The organism is Pseudodesulfovibrio sp. JC047, assembly GCF_010468615.1.
Lineage (GTDB): Bacteria > Desulfobacterota > Desulfovibrionia > Desulfovibrionales > Desulfovibrionaceae > Pseudodesulfovibrio.
The window spans coordinates 132,729-150,227 of sequence record NZ_WUEH01000010.1; the positions used below are offsets into that span (position 1 = coordinate 132,729).

Below are 17,499 nucleotides of genomic sequence, written 5' to 3' on the forward strand. Positions count from 1 at the left end.
CCTCCTCAGCAGAACGTGTCCTTGCCAGAGAAGGGGAGAGGGAATTATTATTTATTCACCGGGTGCAACACGATTCTTGCGTCCACAACATCGACACCATCTTCCGTGGCAAAAACGGGATTTAAATCCACTTCTGCAACATCGGATAACTCGACGACCATGTAAGAAAGCATACTGACAGCGTTCTCAAGGGCCGAAAGGTTAACACCTTGCTGTCCACGAACTCCAGTAAGAAGTGGATACGCATTGATTTCACTAATCATTCTCTTTGCTTCTGGTCCATTGACAGGAGCGACACGGAAAGAGACATCTTTGAGAACCTCTACGAAAATACCACCAAGACCAAACATGACAGCAGGTCCAAAGGTTGAATCGTAGCTGCTCCCAATAATGCATTCCACGCCTCCAGAAAGCATTGGTGTAAGCATTACGCCAAAAATATCAGCATTTGCATCATACTTTTTAGCATTCGACAGAAGTTGTATATAAGCATCACGGGCTTTTTCTTCAGAATCTACGTTCAAAATGACGCCACCAGCATCAGTTTTATGCAAAATGTCTGGAGAAACAATTTTCATAACAACTTTTTTTGCACCTAACTCATCAAATAATGTAGCTGCTTCATTTTCATTTGTAGCCAAAAGATGAGACGGCAAATTAAATCCATAGGCACGCAAGACCTCGCGCGCTTCAGTTTCAACCAAATTCACACGGTTCTGCGAACGGACCTTGTCAAAAATGATTTGAACTTGAGCCAACCTGTCTTCTGGAAGTTGCGGAGGCTGTGCGGCCAATTCTTCCTGAATTTTTCCCTGACGAGCACCGAATCCAACCAAAGCTCCCATTGCCCGCATTGCGGCATCAACAGATCCATACACAGGAAACCCGTGCTTCATGATGTGGACCAAACTTTCAGGTTGCTGAGCATGATACATGGAATGCATAACAACGGGCTTATCCGCCTTAGTCGCTCTGTCTGCCAAACTCTTGGCAACATCCATTTCCAACTGACGGAACTCTTCCGAGAAATCGCAATACCCACCATAAAGTCCCGCAATAACGAGACCATCAACGTCGGGATCCGCCAGCAAGACTTCTGCACATCGGTCAAAGACCCACATATCACCTTCGGGGGTACCCGCAAGGTCAACAGGATTCTTGATTGGGCAATGAGGCTTGAGAATCGCACGCAATTTTTTCTGAGTTTCCTCAGAAAGCACTGCGGCGTTCAGCCCCAAATTCTCCGCCATATCTGTAGCCATCACTCCATGACCACCACCATCTGTAAGGATGGCGATCCGGTTACCCTTGGGCATTTTGCAACGCGAAAAGGCTTCACCGACATCAAGCAGTTCATTTGGAGTTTCCACCCGAATGACACCAGCCTGATTGAGTGCAGCGTCAAAGATGTTTTCACTGCCAGCCAATGACCCGGTATGCGAAGCGGCTGCACGCGCCCCCGCTTTGCTACGACCGATTTTGATCACAGCCACAGGTTTTTGAAGTGTTGTCAAACGAGCTTTCCGCAGGAAGTTGCGTCCATCGTCTACGGAAGAAACTCTCAATCCTTCCATGTACATAAGTACCACGCGAGTATCTTCATCCTGGCCCAAATATTCAACGAAATCTGCAAAACGAAGATCGGCTTGGTTGCCAATACTTGCCCAACCGCTGTAGCCAAGTCCTCGTGTCTTGGCATTGAAATTAATATCAATACCAAAGTTACCACTTTGCAACACAAGCCCCATATGTCCATCGTCCAAATCAATGGTGCTTGCATTGAGGTTGACGGGAGAACTAAATATCCCCATGCAATTGGGACCCATGATTCGCATACCGGTTTTTTGGGCTATGGCGATCATTTTCTGTTCCAAAGCCTTACCTTCCGGTCCGGTTTCTCCAAAACCAGTAGCAACGACAACAACGGCTTTGACCCCTTTGTCCGCGCATTCTTGAATGACAGGAAGAATGTATTTGGGAGAAATACCGAGAATAGCCAAATCGACTGATCCCGGCACATCAGATATGCTCGCGTAAGGCTTTTGTCCCAGGATATCTGCAGCGGCGGTTCTTGAAATAAAGTACAAATCGCCAGTAAATTGACTATCGATAAGTCCTTTGGCGGTCCAGTACCCATATTTTTTCGGGTCAGAAGATGCACCAATTAATGCAACACTTCTTGGCCTGAAAAGAGGATTAAGATCTGACATAAAGAAACGACCTCACTCTATCTTAGGAATTAGCTTCGATGACACCAATGGCAACATCTGGGCATACGAGACGACAAATATTACATTTAACGCATTTTTCAGGCGCAACTTGAACCACGTATGCATACCCTTGCGGATTCAAATCAGTTCCGATAGCAAGCGTTTTTTTGGGACATGCTTCCACACAAAGACCACATGACTTACAACGCACACTCTCAATCAAATGAATTTTCACTTTCTTACTCATTTGGCTGCCTCCTTTTCCGCAAGTTCAATACCTGCATTCAAAGCTTGGATATTAATTTCAAGTAACGAGGCTTTCTTTTTTCCCATAGCATCAGTCAATGCCGCGATGATAGAATCAATGCTCAACATCTTGGTGAATTGAACAACAGCACCCAACATAATGATATTCGCCACTCGCACATTTCCCATATCTTGCGCCAAACCAGAAACAGGCAGAAGTACTTGCGTCACTTCAGGACGAGTCAAAACCGTTTTGACCATGGAGCTATTGACAAACAAAACTCCACCGTCTTTCAGTCCTTCCAAACTTGCTTGATAAATGCTTTCGCTCATGGCGACGCCAATATCAGCATCGGACTCAACAATAGGATTTCCAATAGGATCATCGGAAACAATAACAAAACCAGTAGAGTCTCCGCCACGCTGCTCAACGCCATAGGTTTGAGTCATGACCACTTGCTTGCTTTCTTTGATACCGGCATAGCAAGTCAGCTTTGCCATCAGAGCCGCACCCTGACCGCCGGAACCTGAAAATGCGCACTTATACTTCATCGTTTTTCTCCAATTCATTTTTGAAAACTTGCGGTTTGAAGTAACTAAGTGTCTCCTTGGCTGCGAAAGCATATGCATCAGGAACAGACAAATGCAGCCCTGTAGGACACGGGGAAATCACTTCTACAAAAGAAAAACCCAATCCTCTAACTTGGCATTCGAAAGCATTACGAATACTCTTTGCGGCCTTTTTAATGCTCTTCACATCAACCACAGATTCTCTTGCCAAATATGAAACACCTTGCATTGCACGCATCATTTCCGGCACCAACAAAGGATATCCATGGACTGCGACGTCTCGTCCAGTGGCGGTGGTTGAAGTTACCTGTCCAGGAATTGAGGTAGGAGACATCTGGCCTCCAGTCATACCGAACACCGAGTTGTTCACCATGATGCAGGTGATAGGCATGCCACGATTTGCAGCGTGCATAATTTCATGGAGACCAATAGCACTCGTGTCACCATCACCCTGATAGGTAAACACAATGTGATCAGGCAAAGCGATCTTGTATCCAATAGCTGACGCCGGAGAACGACCATGAATGGCTTCCATTGCATCAACTTCCAAATAATGATGAGAAAAGCCACCACACCCAATGCCAACGACTGCCATGGTCTTTTCACGTATTCCCATTGCCTCGATGGTTTCAGCCACCAAACGGGTGACAATACCATGTCCACAACCAGGACAATAGCTCGTAAGCTTGTCAAATTTTAATGTTTTTCCGTAATAATCTGCTAATGTCTGCATGTTACTCTCCCTCGAGCAAGTTGTTCGCTTCGCGGGTCATCTCCGCCAAAGTACACATAGGGATCTCTCCTCCAGTCTTACCCAGGAAATGAACGGGAACCCTTCCGTTCACAGCAAGACGGACGTCGTCAACCATCTGACCGTGATTCATTTCCACAACCAGAATTGATTTCACTGAAGCAGGAATATTTTCGAAAGCTTTATCCGGAAAAGGCCAAAGAGTTATAGGACGAATAAACCCGACACGCTTGCCTTTGGCTCGAGACGCCTCAACCAGGTCCTTACACATACGCCCATGGATACCAAAGGCGACGACCAGGACTTCTGCATCTTCAACCTGATCTTGTTCCCACATCTGTTCTTTGTCTGAAATTTCAACATACTTTTGACGCATCTTCTCATTCATCTCGTAGCCCTGCTCATGCGTATAGCTACCAGTGACAAGAAAACGTTTTGGATGATCAGCCGTGCCCGTAAAGGCCCAACTGGAAGTATCAAAATCTGCCGTATAATCATGTGGTTCTTCGAAAGAAGTTGTTTCAGTCATCTGGCAGGTGACACCATCAACCACAAACAAAACCGGATTGCGATATGTCATAGCCAATTTTATGCCATGAGGCATGAGGTCAGCAATCTCTTGTCCGCAGGAAGGAGCAAGCACAATAACTCGATAATCACCATGACCGCCTCCTCGAGTGGCTTGGTAATACGTACTCTGTGCACCGATAATATCACCATCACCGGGACCAACACGCATCGCGTCAAGCATGATACAGGGCAATTCTCCTGCAGCCATAAAACCAATAGCTTCCTGCATCAGTGTCATACCAGGCCCAGAAGTCGATGTAGCACCCAACTTCCCTGCACATGCATATCCAGCAAGGGCATTTGAAACGGCTAATTCACTTTCCATTTGAACCATTCGGCCACCATGTTCAGGCAACATTCTGGACGTATATTTCATGACGTCTGTCGCGGGGGTAATGGGGTAAGCAAAATGGCAACGAATACCGCAACGAATCATACTTTCGGCAAACGTTTCCGTGTTTTTTAAAAACAATGTTTCTTTCATTCCGACTCCTCACAGAGTTAAACGTATTGACCATATAGCGTTCCGGATTTGGCTTGTCCCGCATTGCGGTACGCTGTCCCGTTCTTGTGAGAGAACTACACGGCACACATTCGACCTGTCAATAATAAAATTCTGATCGTGAGTAAAAAATACGATATTAAATAGATAAATTGAATAAATTCGGTGGCTTCTACGTTTTAAATTAATTATACCACTTTCAAAGAAATATCCTACTTGTGATATTTTGAACAACCAATCAAAACTTTTAAAACAGCTAAACAGGATCATTCAAAATGGTATTTTTACAATAAAAAAAGATAATTACAAAAGACTTACGGAATGCATATCTTTTCTTAGATATCCATAACTCGTATAACTAAAGGGAATATTGTTTTAACAAACTCTTCCTGGGCACCATCAGACACAAATCTTAAAAAAAGTGACCATCCTTTTAAAAAAAGGAGGCAATTCAAAAAAATATTTATTGCTGACTTTGCATTTTGAGTTGCCCCAAAAATCTCTTTAGCAAGTACGCACTTCTGAAACGGACCAACCAAACGGCAAACCACAAAACAAAAAACTGCACACCATAACCGACCAAAGTTTGATCGAAAGGCATTTTGCAACCATTTTCGCAAGATCTAAGCATATGCAATGGGATAAAAAATCATTAAAAAAAAATCGCGGTCCTCTCTCAATGAATAATCAAATCCGCTCAACAAAGAATGAAGTGTCACAAATACCGATTTTTAAAACACACCACAGCCACACGCATCTCCAGACAAAAACCATAAAAAACGACCGGCAGGGAAAGCCTGCCGGTCTGAGGGGTGAGCTGATTGTATCCAAGGAGGTGGAGGTGTGACTGGAGGCTTGACTATGGGAATGCCTCAAGACGGATGATGGGGGCATCCCTCCTTGGAATCAGCTATTTGTTCGTTGTACATTCATCGATCAGATACAGAATATTCCTGTACGTCTTGTGCCCGTGAAGTGTCAGTCCGATCTCGCAGGTCCGCGAGGTGCTGTACCCTTCGACACAATTTCGTGTGCTCTCTTCAAGAGTGCGCAAGGCGGACGCGTTCAATTCCGGATGGGTAAATCCCTTGTCCCCGGAAAATCCGCAACAATAAATGCCTTCCGGGATAACGACTTCGGTCACACATTTTTCCGCGACCTGACGCAGCGTCTCGACCAGACCCATTTCACGGGTTGAACATGTCGGATGCAAGGCAACACTTCGGGTTTTCTTGGTAAAGCACAGTTTGTCCGCCAGGAATTTCAGGACAAATTCAGCCGGTTCATACAGGCCCAACCGTGTGTCCAGCGTCTTTCTCATACGAGCAAGACACGGGCTGGTGTCACACAAGACCGGGATGCTGCCATTGAGGGTTTCACGAAGCAGGACCGCATTCAATTCATCGGATTTGCGATCGGCTTGCTCAAACATCCCTTTTGTTTCAAAGGCCTTGCCACAGCACAGTCCATTGGTTTTATCCGGGATGATCACGGTGAATCCGGCGCGCTCCAACAAGCGGAGAGTCACATCGATAAGAGGTTCATTTGAATGAACACCGTCATCGGCATAGCCCATGGTGCGCACCGCGCATGAAGGGAAATACACGACCCGATTCTCACCCATGCCCCGCTTGGGAGCCGGAATGGACGAACCTCCGGTCAGATGCACGTCCCGCAAATCAGGCATGGTCATTCCGGTCATGCCCTTGACCAGCGGCGCGGTCTTGGTCGCCAGCGTATGGCCCATGAGTTTGTGTGCCGCAGAGGCCACATGCAACATGGATGATGCCGTTTTTTCGACCATTTTGAAGTGTTTTACGACCCAATTGGCCCGAGAAATTTCGGTCTCGCTCAGGGCTTCATGACGCAATTTTTTCATGTATCCGGCAATATCCAATCCCAGGGGACACCGCATGGAACACAGTCCGTCCGTGGCACACAGGTCACGTCCCTTGGCATCGAACAACCGTTGCCATTCCTCGGCCTTGGCCTCATCCCCGGAAGCGCGCAGGCTCGCGATGGCGCGCAGGATGTAGATGCGTTGGCGGGAAGACAGTCCAACTTCCTTGGACGGACAGACATATTCGCAAAAACCACAGTCCACACAGGTATCGACGATCTTATCCACCGGACCGGCGTACTTCAGATTGGTCAGATGACATCGAGGGTCGTCATTCAGAATGACCTTTGGATTCAACAGATTTTCAGGATCGATGACGTGTTTGAGATCCTGCATGACAGTGTATAAATCATCACCCCACTCCAGACGGACAAACGGTGCAACCGCGCGGCCTGTTCCGTGCTCGGCCTTGAGCGCACCGCCCAAGGACAACACCGTATCGCCGACCTCGGCAATGAGTTTGCCCATCCGAGCCAGATCTTCTTCCACATTCAGTCTGAGAGGGATCGAAAAGTGGATATTGCCGTGCAAAGCATGTCCATGCACACCCGATTCAGTAAATCCATGTTTGGCAAGAATTTCCACAAAGGAACTACACGCTTCGGGCAAATTCTCAATGGGGACACAATAATCTTCGGAATACGCGTACTCATCAGGAGCACGGGTTCCAGCCAAAATCGGGAACAAGGCACGACGGATATTCCACAGGGATTCGCACACCTCATGGTCTGTCACGAACTCAGGCTGAACCGCTACATCCACTCCGCTCAAGGCTTCGAGAACACGGTCCACATTTTCCTGCAATTTGGCATCGTCTTCACCACGAGTCTCCAGCAACAACGCGCATCCGTCGTCACCCAATCCCTGAAGGGAATCCGGAAATTCCGGCAATTGCATCAAGGCATTCAAGGACACGCAATTGAGAAATTCAACAGCGTACATGTCACACCCTTTTTCGAGGCGCAACACGCCCTGAATAGCCTCGTCAAGCGAGGTGAAACCGACCAACGCCGTGGCCCGCAACGGTTTGAGCACGCCTGTCCGAAAGGTGATGGAATGAATGAAGGCAAGGGTTCCCTCGGACCCGATGATGAGATGCTGCAACAGTTCGACCGGATCGTCGTAATCCGTGAAGGCATTCAAGCTGTATCCGCAGGTGTTTCGAATGGAAAATTTGCGGCGGACTTTTTCGTTCATCGCCTCGTCATTGAGAATCCGTTCACGGATATCGAGCAATTCCTGCAACATGGAGGCATGACTTTTCCTGAATGCGGCCACACTGGCAGCATCCTCGGTATTGACCGTGGTTCCATCTACCAGCGTGAAATGCAGCCCGGTCATCATATGGTACAAATTCTTGTCGATGGTACAGCTCAACCCGGCCGCGTTGGTGGACGCCATGCCGCCGATAAACGCACTGTTCACCGAAGAAGGGTCAGAAGTCATGAGCCGTTTGTACGGCACCAGAGCGGCATTGATATCCCCACCGACAACGCAACATCCGGCGCGTACCAGTTCGCCATTGTCAAGAATTTCAAGCTTTTTCCAGTGCGGACCAACAAGACGAACAGTCACGTCTTCGGCAATGGTCTGCCCACTCACACCGGTCCCCGCGCCACGAAAAGTCAAACTGACCTTGTGCGTATGGGAAGAGCGAAGCAACGCCGCCAATTCTTCCGGCGTGGTGACGTCAACAACGGCCTTGGCGATCGGTTCGAAAGGGCTTCCATCAACAGAATATGCCTTGACCAGCAATTCTTCTGTATGAACCCTTTCTTCAGGGAAGGTATTCTTGACATCGGCAATAAATACATCAATAGGACACATAGGAACTCCTTATGAAATGCATCGGGCGGGGGCTCCGACACTTTTCTGTACATATGAAAATGGTGTCTGCATCACGTTTCATTGTATGGTTCGGCGAAAATCGCCTCAGGACCCCCAGACGGAGTGCGATCCGTCTGGAGGTCCGCTCGCAACCTAAACGGCGTTATACCCGCATTCGAATGCCTTCACGTTTCCGGCTTCGAATTTCTCTTTTCCTTTTTTCCTGAACATGTCGTTCATGCCCTGAATACCGTCCTCCATGGAGAAGTCGCCAGCCAGCTTGATAATGGCTGCGGCTGCGATGATGTTCGCACCACGGGGCTGCTTGATTTCCTGAGCCAAAGAACTACAGGCCAAGGAGTAAACCGTGACGTCATCACGCACGTTCACATCGTTCTCGACCATGTCGCTGTTCACCACGATGATTCCACCGGGTTTCACCATGGAGTAGAACATCTCGAAAGACGGACCATTCATGGCCAGCAACAAATCGGGTTCTTCCTGAGCCGGATTGTAGATGATATCCTTGCCGTATTTAACCGTGCAGTTCGCTGTTCCACCACGCATGGCAGAACCGTAGGAAGGAATCCATGTGGCATTCTGGCCCTTGAAGATGGCAACCTGCGACATGACCAGACCGGACGTCAGGACACCCTGCCCACCGAAACCTGCGTATATTATCTCACGCATTCTAGTTCTCCTTCCTTTCCTTGAAGACACCCAGCGGATAGTAGGGAATCAGCTCTTCATCAATCCGCTTCATGGCATTCAAGGGGGTCATTTTCCAGTTGGTCGGGCACGGTGACAGCACTTCAATGACCGAATAGCCTTCACCATTGATCTGCGCCTCAAGACCATTCTTGATATACTTCTTCAACTTGTTGATATTTTTGGGAGAGGTCACGGCTCCGCGAGCGGCGAAAGCCACATCGAACTGGCTGGCGGCCAATTCCGGGAACTTCAGGGGATTCCCCGTCACTTCGCAATCACGACCCAACGGCGAGGTGGTAGTCACCTGTCCGGGCATGGTCGTCCAGCTCATCTGTCCACCAGTCATGCCGTAGTTGGTGTTATTGATGGAAATCATGGTGAAGTTCTCGTTGCGATACGCCGCATTGATGGTCTCGGCGATGCCGATACTGTATGCGTCACCGTCACCCTGATACGCGACAATGGTATTCTCGGGCTGTACCCGTTTCATGCCGGTGGCTACAGCGGATGCACGTCCATGGGGACAATGCAGCCGGTCAATGACCAGTCCGCCACCAAGCAGGCTGGAACAGCCAACGCCCAGCGCAAAGATGATATTCTGATCCTGCCCCAATTCTTCAAGGCATTCCGCGATGAGCCTGACGACAATGCCGTGTCCGCAACCGGGACAAAATGACATCGGATTGTCAATGATGGCAGGCACTTTTCTTGCTTTAGCCATTAGTAAGCCTCCTTGATCTCGCCGCTGATAATCTTGTGCAGCCCTTCCTTGGTGAACTTGATGGTCGGGATACCGTACACACAGGGAAGGCAGTACGAAGGCACGTTGCGATCCTTGATGGTTTTCTTGATGGTCAAAGCCACATCGTCGATGAGCTGGCCCGTGGCGTTCGCTTCAACGGAAATAATGCCCTTCACATCCTTGTTGATGTTTTCAAAGGCTTTTTCCGGGAACGGCCAAGTGGTGATGGGACGGATGAATCCGACCTTGTGGCCCTCGGCACGCAGTTGTTTAACCGCGCCCTTGACCGACCGGCCAGGCAGTCCGAATGCGACAAAGACGTATTCCGCGTCTTCCAGACCGTCTTCTTCCCACCGCTGCTCTTCGGCCTTGATGGTCTCGTGTTTCTTGTTCAGCGCGACGGCTTCAGTCATGGAATTCCGATCAAAGATACCGATCTTTTTGTAGGAATACTTGCCGTCAAAACCCCAGGGGTGTTTTTTCGGTTCAATGAAATCAGGCATTTCGCATGGTTCCATCATCTGTCCAAGGGCTCCCTCGGTCATCATGACGGTCACGATCCGATACTTCTCAGCCAGATCATAGGCGGGGGCCATGAGATCAACAGCTTCCTGAATGCTTTCGGGACACAGAACGATGCAGCGATAGTCGCCGTTACCGCCACCACGTGTCTCACGATGGTAGTCGCACTGCGCGGAATACAGAGTGCCCAATCCGTTGCCGTAGCGGACGACGTTGATGACAACGCAGGCCAGCTCTTCATCGGAAATGCAGGAAATACCTTCCTGCTTCAGGCTGATACCTGGACCGGATGAGGCGGTGAGCGCACGCACGCCACAGGCTGCGGCACCCATAACCATATTGATACCAGCGAGTTCGCTTTCAGCCTGGACAAAACTGCCACCGACTTCGGGCAACCGCTTTGACAGATATTCCATGATCTCCGTGGACGGCGTGATGGGATATCCTGCATACAGCTTGACACCAGCACGCACAGCCGCTTCGGCGATGGCATTATTTCCTTTTATCATGTCGGCCATTTACTTTTTCCCTCCAGCCTCGTCTTCCCGCGAGATCACATACACACCATCAGGACACATCGTGTAGCAGATGCCACACTTGATGCATTTGGCATCATCGACTTGAACAGGTCTGTGCCCTGCACTGTTTAATCTGTCGGAAAAAGAGAGAGCTTCATTCGGACAATGCGCAATACACAATCCGCATTCCTTGCATCTCTCTTCTCTGATTGTGAGAACATCCATAATACTTTCAAACCTCTGTGTTATATTATTCTGACAGCGAACAATTTAGTTCGTTGCTTTTTCAACCATCTTCGAAAGGCTCTTTTTATACTTGAAGGTCAGCAAGGCACTGACAACACCAACACAACTCATCACGATGTCGTAGGTGAAGATCATGGTGTAGGCTTCGTTCCCGTAGGTATCGATCCAGTTACCAAAAAGGATGAACTGGAAAAGATCGGGGGAATACCCGATGGCACACACGATACCGCCGGTGATGGCCGCATATTTCAAGGGAATCTGTACCTCGGAAGGCACGGCGAACATGGCTCCACGAGCGGTGAAGACAAAGGCGCTCAGCAACATCATCAAGGTGATGGCGATACCGATGGCCGTGTGCTCGGGCAGGAACATGATGGTCAGGATCACACCGATACAGGCAAGCCAGGAAGCCAGCAGGACCTTGGTGACCGAATTCATCTTATCTCCAAGATACCCACCGACCGGGCACAGGAAGAACCGAAGGCCATAGGTTCTGATGATGGCAAGTCCACCGGAAAAGACCACGGACACACCGAGAACATTGGTGAAGTATGGTGTGAAATAGGACAGGGAGCAGTACAGGGTATAGGTGGAAAACACGGCAATACCAGCGAACCAGGTGCCAGGGCATTTCAAAACGATAAAGAAATCCTTGAGTGTGATCTTATCTGAACTCTTGGCGGAAACGGCCTCGGCCTGCTTTTCCTTTTTGGGATCTTCAATCAGATAGTACAGGACGGCTGTACACAACACACCGCAGATCGAGAAAAAGATCAGCACGGCTTTGAAACCGAAAATCTCGTTGGCGTATTTGGCAAAAACAGCCAGGGCGATGGCATTGACAATGGTGCTGCCAATACCGGCGAAGGATTCGGCAAACCCGAAGACCTTTCCCTGTTTGGATTCGTCAACCAGCGAACGGACAATCTTGATATGCGCCGGGAACAACAAGAACAATCCGGTCACGGCAAGACCTGCAAAAATGAACACCGAAAACTGATAATTGAGATTGAACGCCCACAAAAGAGACAAGAGGGAGGTTCCCATCAGTCCGGCGAGATAGACTATTTTGTGGTTGTATTTATCTGAAATGATGCCGCCGATAGGCGCACCCGCAATATTCCCGATTCCAAAGATGGCGACCAGCGTCCCCAGTTGAGCATTTGTCGCGTCCAAGGCGTGCAAGGTGGTGTCATAAAAAACATACTGCACAAACGGGACTGCATAAGTGATGGCATACCCCATGCCAATAAAGAAGAGGACAATGAACGTTTTAACGTTGAATCCTTTACTTTCCTGCATCAATTTCTCCTCAAGTTAAAGAATGAACAAAGAGCTATGACTGAGCCAAAAGGCAGGCGAGAGCGATGGAATTGATCTTCACTTCAGCAGTGTCTGACCGAGATCCGAGCACCACTGGATGAGTCGTTCCAAGCACGACACCTGCCCATTTCGCATGACTGAGGGTCAACCAGGACTTGCCAAGCGCATTCCCGGTTTCAATGTTGGGAGCGAGAATCAAATCGACCTCACCACTGATGGCACTCTCAATGCCCTTGTGTTCCGCTGCGTGACGATCAAACGCCACATCAAAGGCGATCGGTCCTTCAATCACGCACCGGGGGAGTTCTCCCTGTTCGGCCAGTTTCACCAGCATGTCGGCGTCAACCGAGGCCTGAATTTTCGGGTGAACGGTCTCACTGGCAGCCAACGCGGCCACGTTCGGACAATCCAGACCAAGGCGGTGCATGGCGCCCAAGGCATTGGTGAGAATCGCCTGCTTCTGATCCGCATCCGGAGCGGTGTTGATCCCGCTGTCGCTGCAATACACCAGCTTGTGATATTCCTTGAGTTCATAGACGGCCAAGGCACTGATGAGGCTTCCGTTTCGAAGTCCGGTCTCCCTGTTCAGGATGGCGCGCATATACGTGGCGGTGCTGATGACGCCTTTCATGAGCACATCCGCCCGGCCGGATTTGACCACTTCAACCGCAACAGCCGCGCACTCGTCCACATCGTCACACGGCACCACTTCAAACTCGGTCAATCCGACTTCGGCAGCCAGATCGGTGACGATCTTTTCATTGCCAACCAAAATCGGCCGCATGAATCCCATATCCACGGCGAGCTTGACGGCATGAAGCAGTTCCCCATCCTGGGCCGCAGCAACACAGACCGTGTACTGGCGTCCAGACGAAACTTTTTCCATCAACTCGGTAAAATCCTTCAACACAATAAACACTCCACTTCAGCTAGTAGGTTAATATCTCTTCGGCTCCGCCCATGACGCGCAATGCGCCAAGAGCCAATGCTGTCATTTCCTTTTCACCAGCGATGACTTCAAACTCGGCCAGATACCCGACCTGCTCCTTCAATTTGCTGACAATCAAAGCGGAATGAGCGATTCCGCCTGTGATGATGATACGGTCAACGTCACCGCTCAGTGACGCTCCATATGCAGCGATTTCCTTGGCGGTCTGATAAATAAAAGAATCAAGTATTTTCACAACCTTATCATCTTTTTCCAAATATCTATTCTCGATCTCCATCATGTCCTTGGTTCCGAGGTAGTCGAACATGCCCGCCTTGGTGCTGATCTTGTTCACCATCTCCTTGCGGGTGTATTTGCCGCTGTAGCACAACTCGACCAGCGGGAAGCTCGGCAGTCCGCCGCAGCGTTCCGGAGAAAACGGACCGTCACAACGGCCACCACTTCCATCGATCATGCGCCCCTTGCGGTGCGCGGCAATGGATATGCCGGACCCCAGATGGGCCACGATGAAATTAAAATCCCGATACCCACCGTTGAGCCGTTCAGCGGTTTCCCGGCACACGGCCTTCTGGTTGAGTGCGTGCATCCAACTGGATCGACTGATGTCGGAAATACCGGAAATCTTGGCAATATCGAGGAATTCGTCCACGGAAACAGGATCCACGATAAACGCGGGCACTGCGATGGAATCAGCGATATCCTTGGCAATGACCGGCCCGAGATTCGAGGGATGCTCACCATTGATGGCATTCCGCAAATCCTCGATCATGGCGGCGTTCACTTCATAGGTGCCGCCCTCGACCGGCTTGAGCAGCCCGCCCCGACCAACCACACAATCGAAATCCTCGATCATGTGGTCATTCTCCCGGAGCACTTTGACAATCAGGTCCTTGCGGTAGCGAAACTGGTCAAACACAGTGTCAAAGTCATGCAACTCGGACTCCTTGTGGATGACGTTTTCGCTGAACAGCTCTTCCTGATTCTCGAAAACAGCGATCTTGGTGGACGTTCCACCAGGGTTGATAGCGAGTATCTTCACGATAATTTCTCTTCTGTGTTTCAGTTATTTGGTCCGACGTGACGTCTGAACCAATTCCGTTATTTCACTCGCAACCGCTTTCAACCGGGTTACGACATGGTCTATGTTCATCTGCTGAATACGTTGGGATGGACCAGACACACTCATGGCAGCAATGGTTTCGCCCTTCTTGTTGAAGACAGGCACGCCCACACAAATGAGGCCCACTTCCTGTTCCTCGTTATCCAAGGCGTATCCCTGCTTTTTGACCGTTTCCAATTCCTTGGCCAAATCTTCATAATTTCCAATAGTATTGGGAGAATATTTGACGAATTCATACTTTTTCAAAATGGCGTCCGAAATATCCGACGAAAAAGCGAGCAGGCATTTTCCCACCGAAGAACAATAGCATTTGTTCTTTGCGCCCACTTGTGGACTGACAGACAACTTGTTGTCGATCGCATCTTCCTTGACCACCACGACGCTATGATATGATTCGGCCGAAGACCGTTCCAGGACGGAAACATTCACTGTTTCCTTGAATTCCAGATTGAGTTTTTTCACGAACGGCACAAAGACGTCATAGAGCGTGATTTTGTTGGCCATGGAAAACAGGCTGACACCCAAGGTGTATTTCCCGGTTTCAGGATCCTGCTGCACGAAGTGCCGGTCTTCCAATGTGGCCAACGTCCTGAATATGGTACTTTTATAGATGCCCATATCCTTACTGATGGTGGAGATACCCACCGGGTCCTTTTGACTGTTGATGTACAACAAGACATCCAAAGCGCGTGCGACGGAACTGATGATATTCGACATTGCCTTTTTCCCCTTCTTTACGAAACTGAGCTATTGCAGAAGATCCGATTCTTTCTGCATCTGAATGAGTTTTATCAAAGAAAACGCAGAACCAATTATCACAAGTGTGATAGGTGCTCCACCCAAATAAGTCAGCGTTTTCATTCCATCAAGGCCTGAAAAGGCCAACATGATGAATGCCAACGTCCCGATCATCACGCCCCAGGCGACCTTCAGGGCAGGCGGAGCCTCCTGATTGGTCACCGAAAGGTTCTTTGTGGTCAGGGAAGCCATGGCGTTGGTGGTGGAATCCGCAGCCGTAATAAAGGAAATAAAAACCGCAAAAAGAAACACGGGGATGATAAAATGGGCCAAAGGCAAACTTCCAAGAAGGATATACACGGCCTCATCAATGCCGGTGGCAATGCTGCCCTGCAAATCGATGCCGCCCACAAGTTGTTGCCAGATAGCGGTACTGCTGAAGACAGACGCATGGATGAACACGCAGACCATGGGCAACAGCACATTGACGGAAATGAATTCCTTGACGGTGTAGCCCTTGGAAATCCGACCAAGAAACAATGCGGAGATAGGTGCCCAAATCATGTAGTTGGCAAAAGAAAACACGGTCCATTTCTGCGGCCAGGAGTCCACACGAAATGAATCCGTGAACAAACACCGTTCAAAGAAATGCGCCACAAAGGACCCAAAGGATTCGACACTGAAATCGAGAATGAACACCGTTGGTCCCACAATGAACACGATGGCCATCAGGCCGAACAGCAACTTGGCATTGAGTTCGGACAAAATCCGCATCCCTTTCATCAGGCCGCTGACAGACGAGACAATACAAATCGTCATGACAATGATGATAAGGATTCCCCAGGTCTTCGGAGAACTCTCAATGGCCGGAAAAAGTTTTGAAAGCCCACCGGACAGCATCAGGACTCCGGTTCCGAGGGACGTGCCCATGCCCAATGCCAGGGCGTACAGTGAAATGATGTCCACGACCTTGCCCAAACCGCCGTTCGCCCGTTCACCAAGAAGGGGATAGAGAATGGACCCAAGGCTGAAGGGTCGCTTCAAATTATAATAACAAATGGCGAAAACGAGTGCGGGAAGAGCGTTGATGGAATAGGGAACCAATCCCCAGTTCATATACATGGATGCGAGCGAAAATTTTGCGGCTCCATAGGTATTTGCTTCAAATCCGAGAGCCAACGGAGGGGCGAGCATATCCTGGAGCGGTTCGACGATGGGCCAGAACAAGATATTGATGGCGATAGTGGTACACAGTGTTATGGAGAACCACTGCCATTTACTCAATACAGGTTTGGCTTTTTTACCACCAATAACAACGTTACCAAACTGAGAAAAAAAGGCGATGCCTATCAATACCAAGCAGAACAATCCTGTAATTGAAAAAAGCCAACTAAAATTTTTTAAAATGAATGTTTGACCCGTTGTAACAACTGCACCGAATATATCTGGAAAAATAAGTCCTATAATCACAGAAAGAGTAATGAGCGAAAATGGTGTCCAAAAAACAATTCCATTCAGTTCTTTATTCGATATCGAATCACTACAGTATTGGGTTGAAAGGCTCTTTGTATTCAAAATTATCTCCTTGAATAATTTTGTTTCGTAAAATTCAAAAAATAAATGCTCTTTTTTTTGTATTCTTCAAATCAACCTTTTTTTCTTTTTTTAGAGGGCCAAGTACAATCAAATTTTGTATTCTTTCATCCTTCGTTCCACTCAGTAGAACGACGTTCTAACTTTCGACGACCCTGCAATGCACGATATATCAAAACTAGTCAACCAGTTTTCTCAATTTTCTTGACACAAAAATATTGCAAAATAGAACAGCGTTCTGAAATTAAAGACATTTTCCAAACATTGTTTTTATTTGCACAAAGTCCGGCTATACAACGACGCCTTTTTTTGATGCATCTCTCCCCCAAAAGACATCCGGATGCCATCCATGCAATTCCCCACAAAAATACCATGTCGGCACTCCAAGGCTTAATCTGGTAACAGTACCAGTAAAAGTGAAGCTCAAAGGAGGCCGACATGGCTAGGATTAAAATATCATC

General features: G+C 48.7%; 16 protein-coding genes. All 16 read right to left on the reverse strand.

Annotated features, from left to right (window positions below; all coding sequences use genetic code 11):
• Positions 1-47 precede the first annotated feature (47 nt).
• A complete protein-coding gene (locus tag GO013_RS08665) occupies positions 48-2,210 on the reverse strand; it encodes an acetate--CoA ligase family protein (protein ID WP_163810172.1) in 2,163 nt (720 codons plus the stop codon).
• Positions 2,211-2,232: 22 nt separating this feature from the next.
• Positions 2,233-2,457, reverse strand: coding sequence for a 4Fe-4S binding protein (locus GO013_RS08670; RefSeq protein ID WP_163810174.1), 225 nt, complete (start codon positions 2,455-2,457; stop codon positions 2,233-2,235).
• The gene (locus tag GO013_RS08675) at positions 2,454-3,008 is read right to left on the reverse strand and encodes a 2-oxoacid:acceptor oxidoreductase family protein (RefSeq protein ID WP_163810176.1); all 555 of its coding nucleotides are present in this window, start codon (positions 3,006-3,008) and stop codon (positions 2,454-2,456) included. The genes GO013_RS08670 and GO013_RS08675 overlap by 4 nt, the downstream gene beginning before the upstream one ends.
• On the reverse strand, positions 2,998-3,759 hold the full coding sequence (locus GO013_RS08680) for a thiamine pyrophosphate-dependent enzyme (RefSeq protein WP_163810178.1): 762 nt from the start codon (positions 3,757-3,759) through the stop codon (positions 2,998-3,000). Before GO013_RS08680 ends, GO013_RS08675 begins: the two co-directional genes overlap by 11 nt.
• 1 nt (position 3,760) lies before the next feature.
• Positions 3,761-4,831: a pyruvate ferredoxin oxidoreductase gene (locus tag GO013_RS08685; protein WP_163810180.1), complete on the reverse strand. Its 1,071-nt coding sequence runs from the start codon at positions 4,829-4,831 to the stop codon at positions 3,761-3,763.
• A 928-nt stretch (positions 4,832-5,759) separates the two neighbouring features.
• Positions 5,760-8,576 (reverse strand): FAD-binding and (Fe-S)-binding domain-containing protein, encoded by a 2,817-nt coding sequence (locus tag GO013_RS08690; RefSeq protein ID WP_163810182.1) that lies wholly within the window; start codon positions 8,574-8,576, stop codon positions 5,760-5,762.
• 153 nt (positions 8,577-8,729) lie between these two features.
• A complete protein-coding gene (locus GO013_RS08695; protein WP_163810184.1) occupies positions 8,730-9,266 on the reverse strand; it encodes a 2-oxoacid:acceptor oxidoreductase family protein in 537 nt (178 codons plus the stop codon).
• Position 9,267: 1 nt separating this feature from the next.
• Positions 9,268-10,008 carry a thiamine pyrophosphate-dependent enzyme gene (locus GO013_RS08700; RefSeq protein WP_163810186.1) on the reverse strand — a complete coding sequence of 247 codons (741 nt, stop codon included), beginning with the start codon at positions 10,006-10,008 and terminating at the stop codon, positions 9,268-9,270.
• Positions 10,008-11,069: a 3-methyl-2-oxobutanoate dehydrogenase subunit beta gene (locus GO013_RS08705; protein WP_163810188.1), complete on the reverse strand. Its 1,062-nt coding sequence runs from the start codon at positions 11,067-11,069 to the stop codon at positions 10,008-10,010. Before GO013_RS08705 ends, GO013_RS08700 begins: the two co-directional genes overlap by 1 nt.
• On the reverse strand, positions 11,070-11,294 hold the full coding sequence (locus tag GO013_RS17540) for a 4Fe-4S binding protein (protein WP_163810189.1): 225 nt from the start codon (positions 11,292-11,294) through the stop codon (positions 11,070-11,072).
• Positions 11,295-11,339: 45 nt separating this feature from the next.
• Entirely contained in the window at positions 11,340-12,617 is a 1,278-nt protein-coding gene (locus GO013_RS08715; protein ID WP_163810191.1) for an MFS transporter, read from the reverse strand.
• Positions 12,618-12,651: 34 nt separating this feature from the next.
• Positions 12,652-13,548 (reverse strand): phosphate acyltransferase, encoded by an 897-nt coding sequence (locus GO013_RS08720; protein WP_163810193.1) that lies wholly within the window; start codon positions 13,546-13,548, stop codon positions 12,652-12,654.
• Between the two features lie 19 nt (positions 13,549-13,567).
• On the reverse strand, positions 13,568-14,626 hold the full coding sequence (gene buk / locus GO013_RS08725; RefSeq protein ID WP_163810195.1) for a butyrate kinase: 1,059 nt from the start codon (positions 14,624-14,626) through the stop codon (positions 13,568-13,570).
• A gap of 24 nt (positions 14,627-14,650) precedes the next feature.
• Positions 14,651-15,424, reverse strand: coding sequence for an IclR family transcriptional regulator (locus GO013_RS08730; protein ID WP_163810197.1), 774 nt, complete (start codon positions 15,422-15,424; stop codon positions 14,651-14,653).
• Positions 15,425-15,454: 30 nt separating this feature from the next.
• Positions 15,455-17,020 carry a BCCT family transporter gene (locus GO013_RS08735; RefSeq protein ID WP_163810199.1) on the reverse strand — a complete coding sequence of 522 codons (1,566 nt, stop codon included), beginning with the start codon at positions 17,018-17,020 and terminating at the stop codon, positions 15,455-15,457.
• 200 nt (positions 17,021-17,220) lie between these two features.
• The coding region (locus GO013_RS16995; protein WP_203529469.1) for a hypothetical protein at positions 17,221-17,499 on the reverse strand (279 nt) is incomplete at its 5' end.

Excerpts from the sequence above, each read along its gene's own strand:
- GO013_RS08685 (WP_163810180.1), bottom strand. The coding sequence starts at position 4,831 with ATGAAAGAAACATTGTTTTTAAAAAACACGGAAACGTTTGCCGAAAGT.
- GO013_RS08715 (WP_163810191.1), bottom strand. The coding sequence starts at position 12,617 with ATGCAGGAAAGTAAAGGATTCAACGTTAAAACGTTCATTGTCCTCTTC.
- GO013_RS08675 (WP_163810176.1), bottom strand. The coding sequence starts at position 3,008 with ATGAAGTATAAGTGCGCATTTTCAGGTTCCGGCGGTCAGGGTGCGGCT.
- GO013_RS08730 (WP_163810197.1), bottom strand. The coding sequence starts at position 15,424 with ATGTCGAATATCATCAGTTCCGTCGCACGCGCTTTGGATGTCTTGTTG.
- GO013_RS08680 (WP_163810178.1), bottom strand. The coding sequence starts at position 3,759 with ATGCAGACATTAGCAGATTATTACGGAAAAACATTAAAATTTGACAAG.
- GO013_RS08665 (WP_163810172.1), bottom strand. The coding sequence starts at position 2,210 with ATGTCAGATCTTAATCCTCTTTTCAGGCCAAGAAGTGTTGCATTAATT.
- GO013_RS17540 (WP_163810189.1), bottom strand. The coding sequence starts at position 11,294 with ATGGATGTTCTCACAATCAGAGAAGAGAGATGCAAGGAATGCGGATTG.
- GO013_RS08695 (WP_163810184.1), bottom strand. The coding sequence starts at position 9,266 with ATGCGTGAGATAATATACGCAGGTTTCGGTGGGCAGGGTGTCCTGACG.
- GO013_RS08700 (WP_163810186.1), bottom strand. The coding sequence starts at position 10,008 with ATGGCTAAAGCAAGAAAAGTGCCTGCCATCATTGACAATCCGATGTCA.
- GO013_RS08670 (WP_163810174.1), bottom strand. The coding sequence starts at position 2,457 with ATGAGTAAGAAAGTGAAAATTCATTTGATTGAGAGTGTGCGTTGTAAG.
- GO013_RS08690 (WP_163810182.1), bottom strand. The coding sequence starts at position 8,576 with ATGTGTCCTATTGATGTATTTATTGCCGATGTCAAGAATACCTTCCCT.
- GO013_RS08705 (WP_163810188.1), bottom strand. The coding sequence starts at position 11,069 with ATGGCCGACATGATAAAAGGAAATAATGCCATCGCCGAAGCGGCTGTG.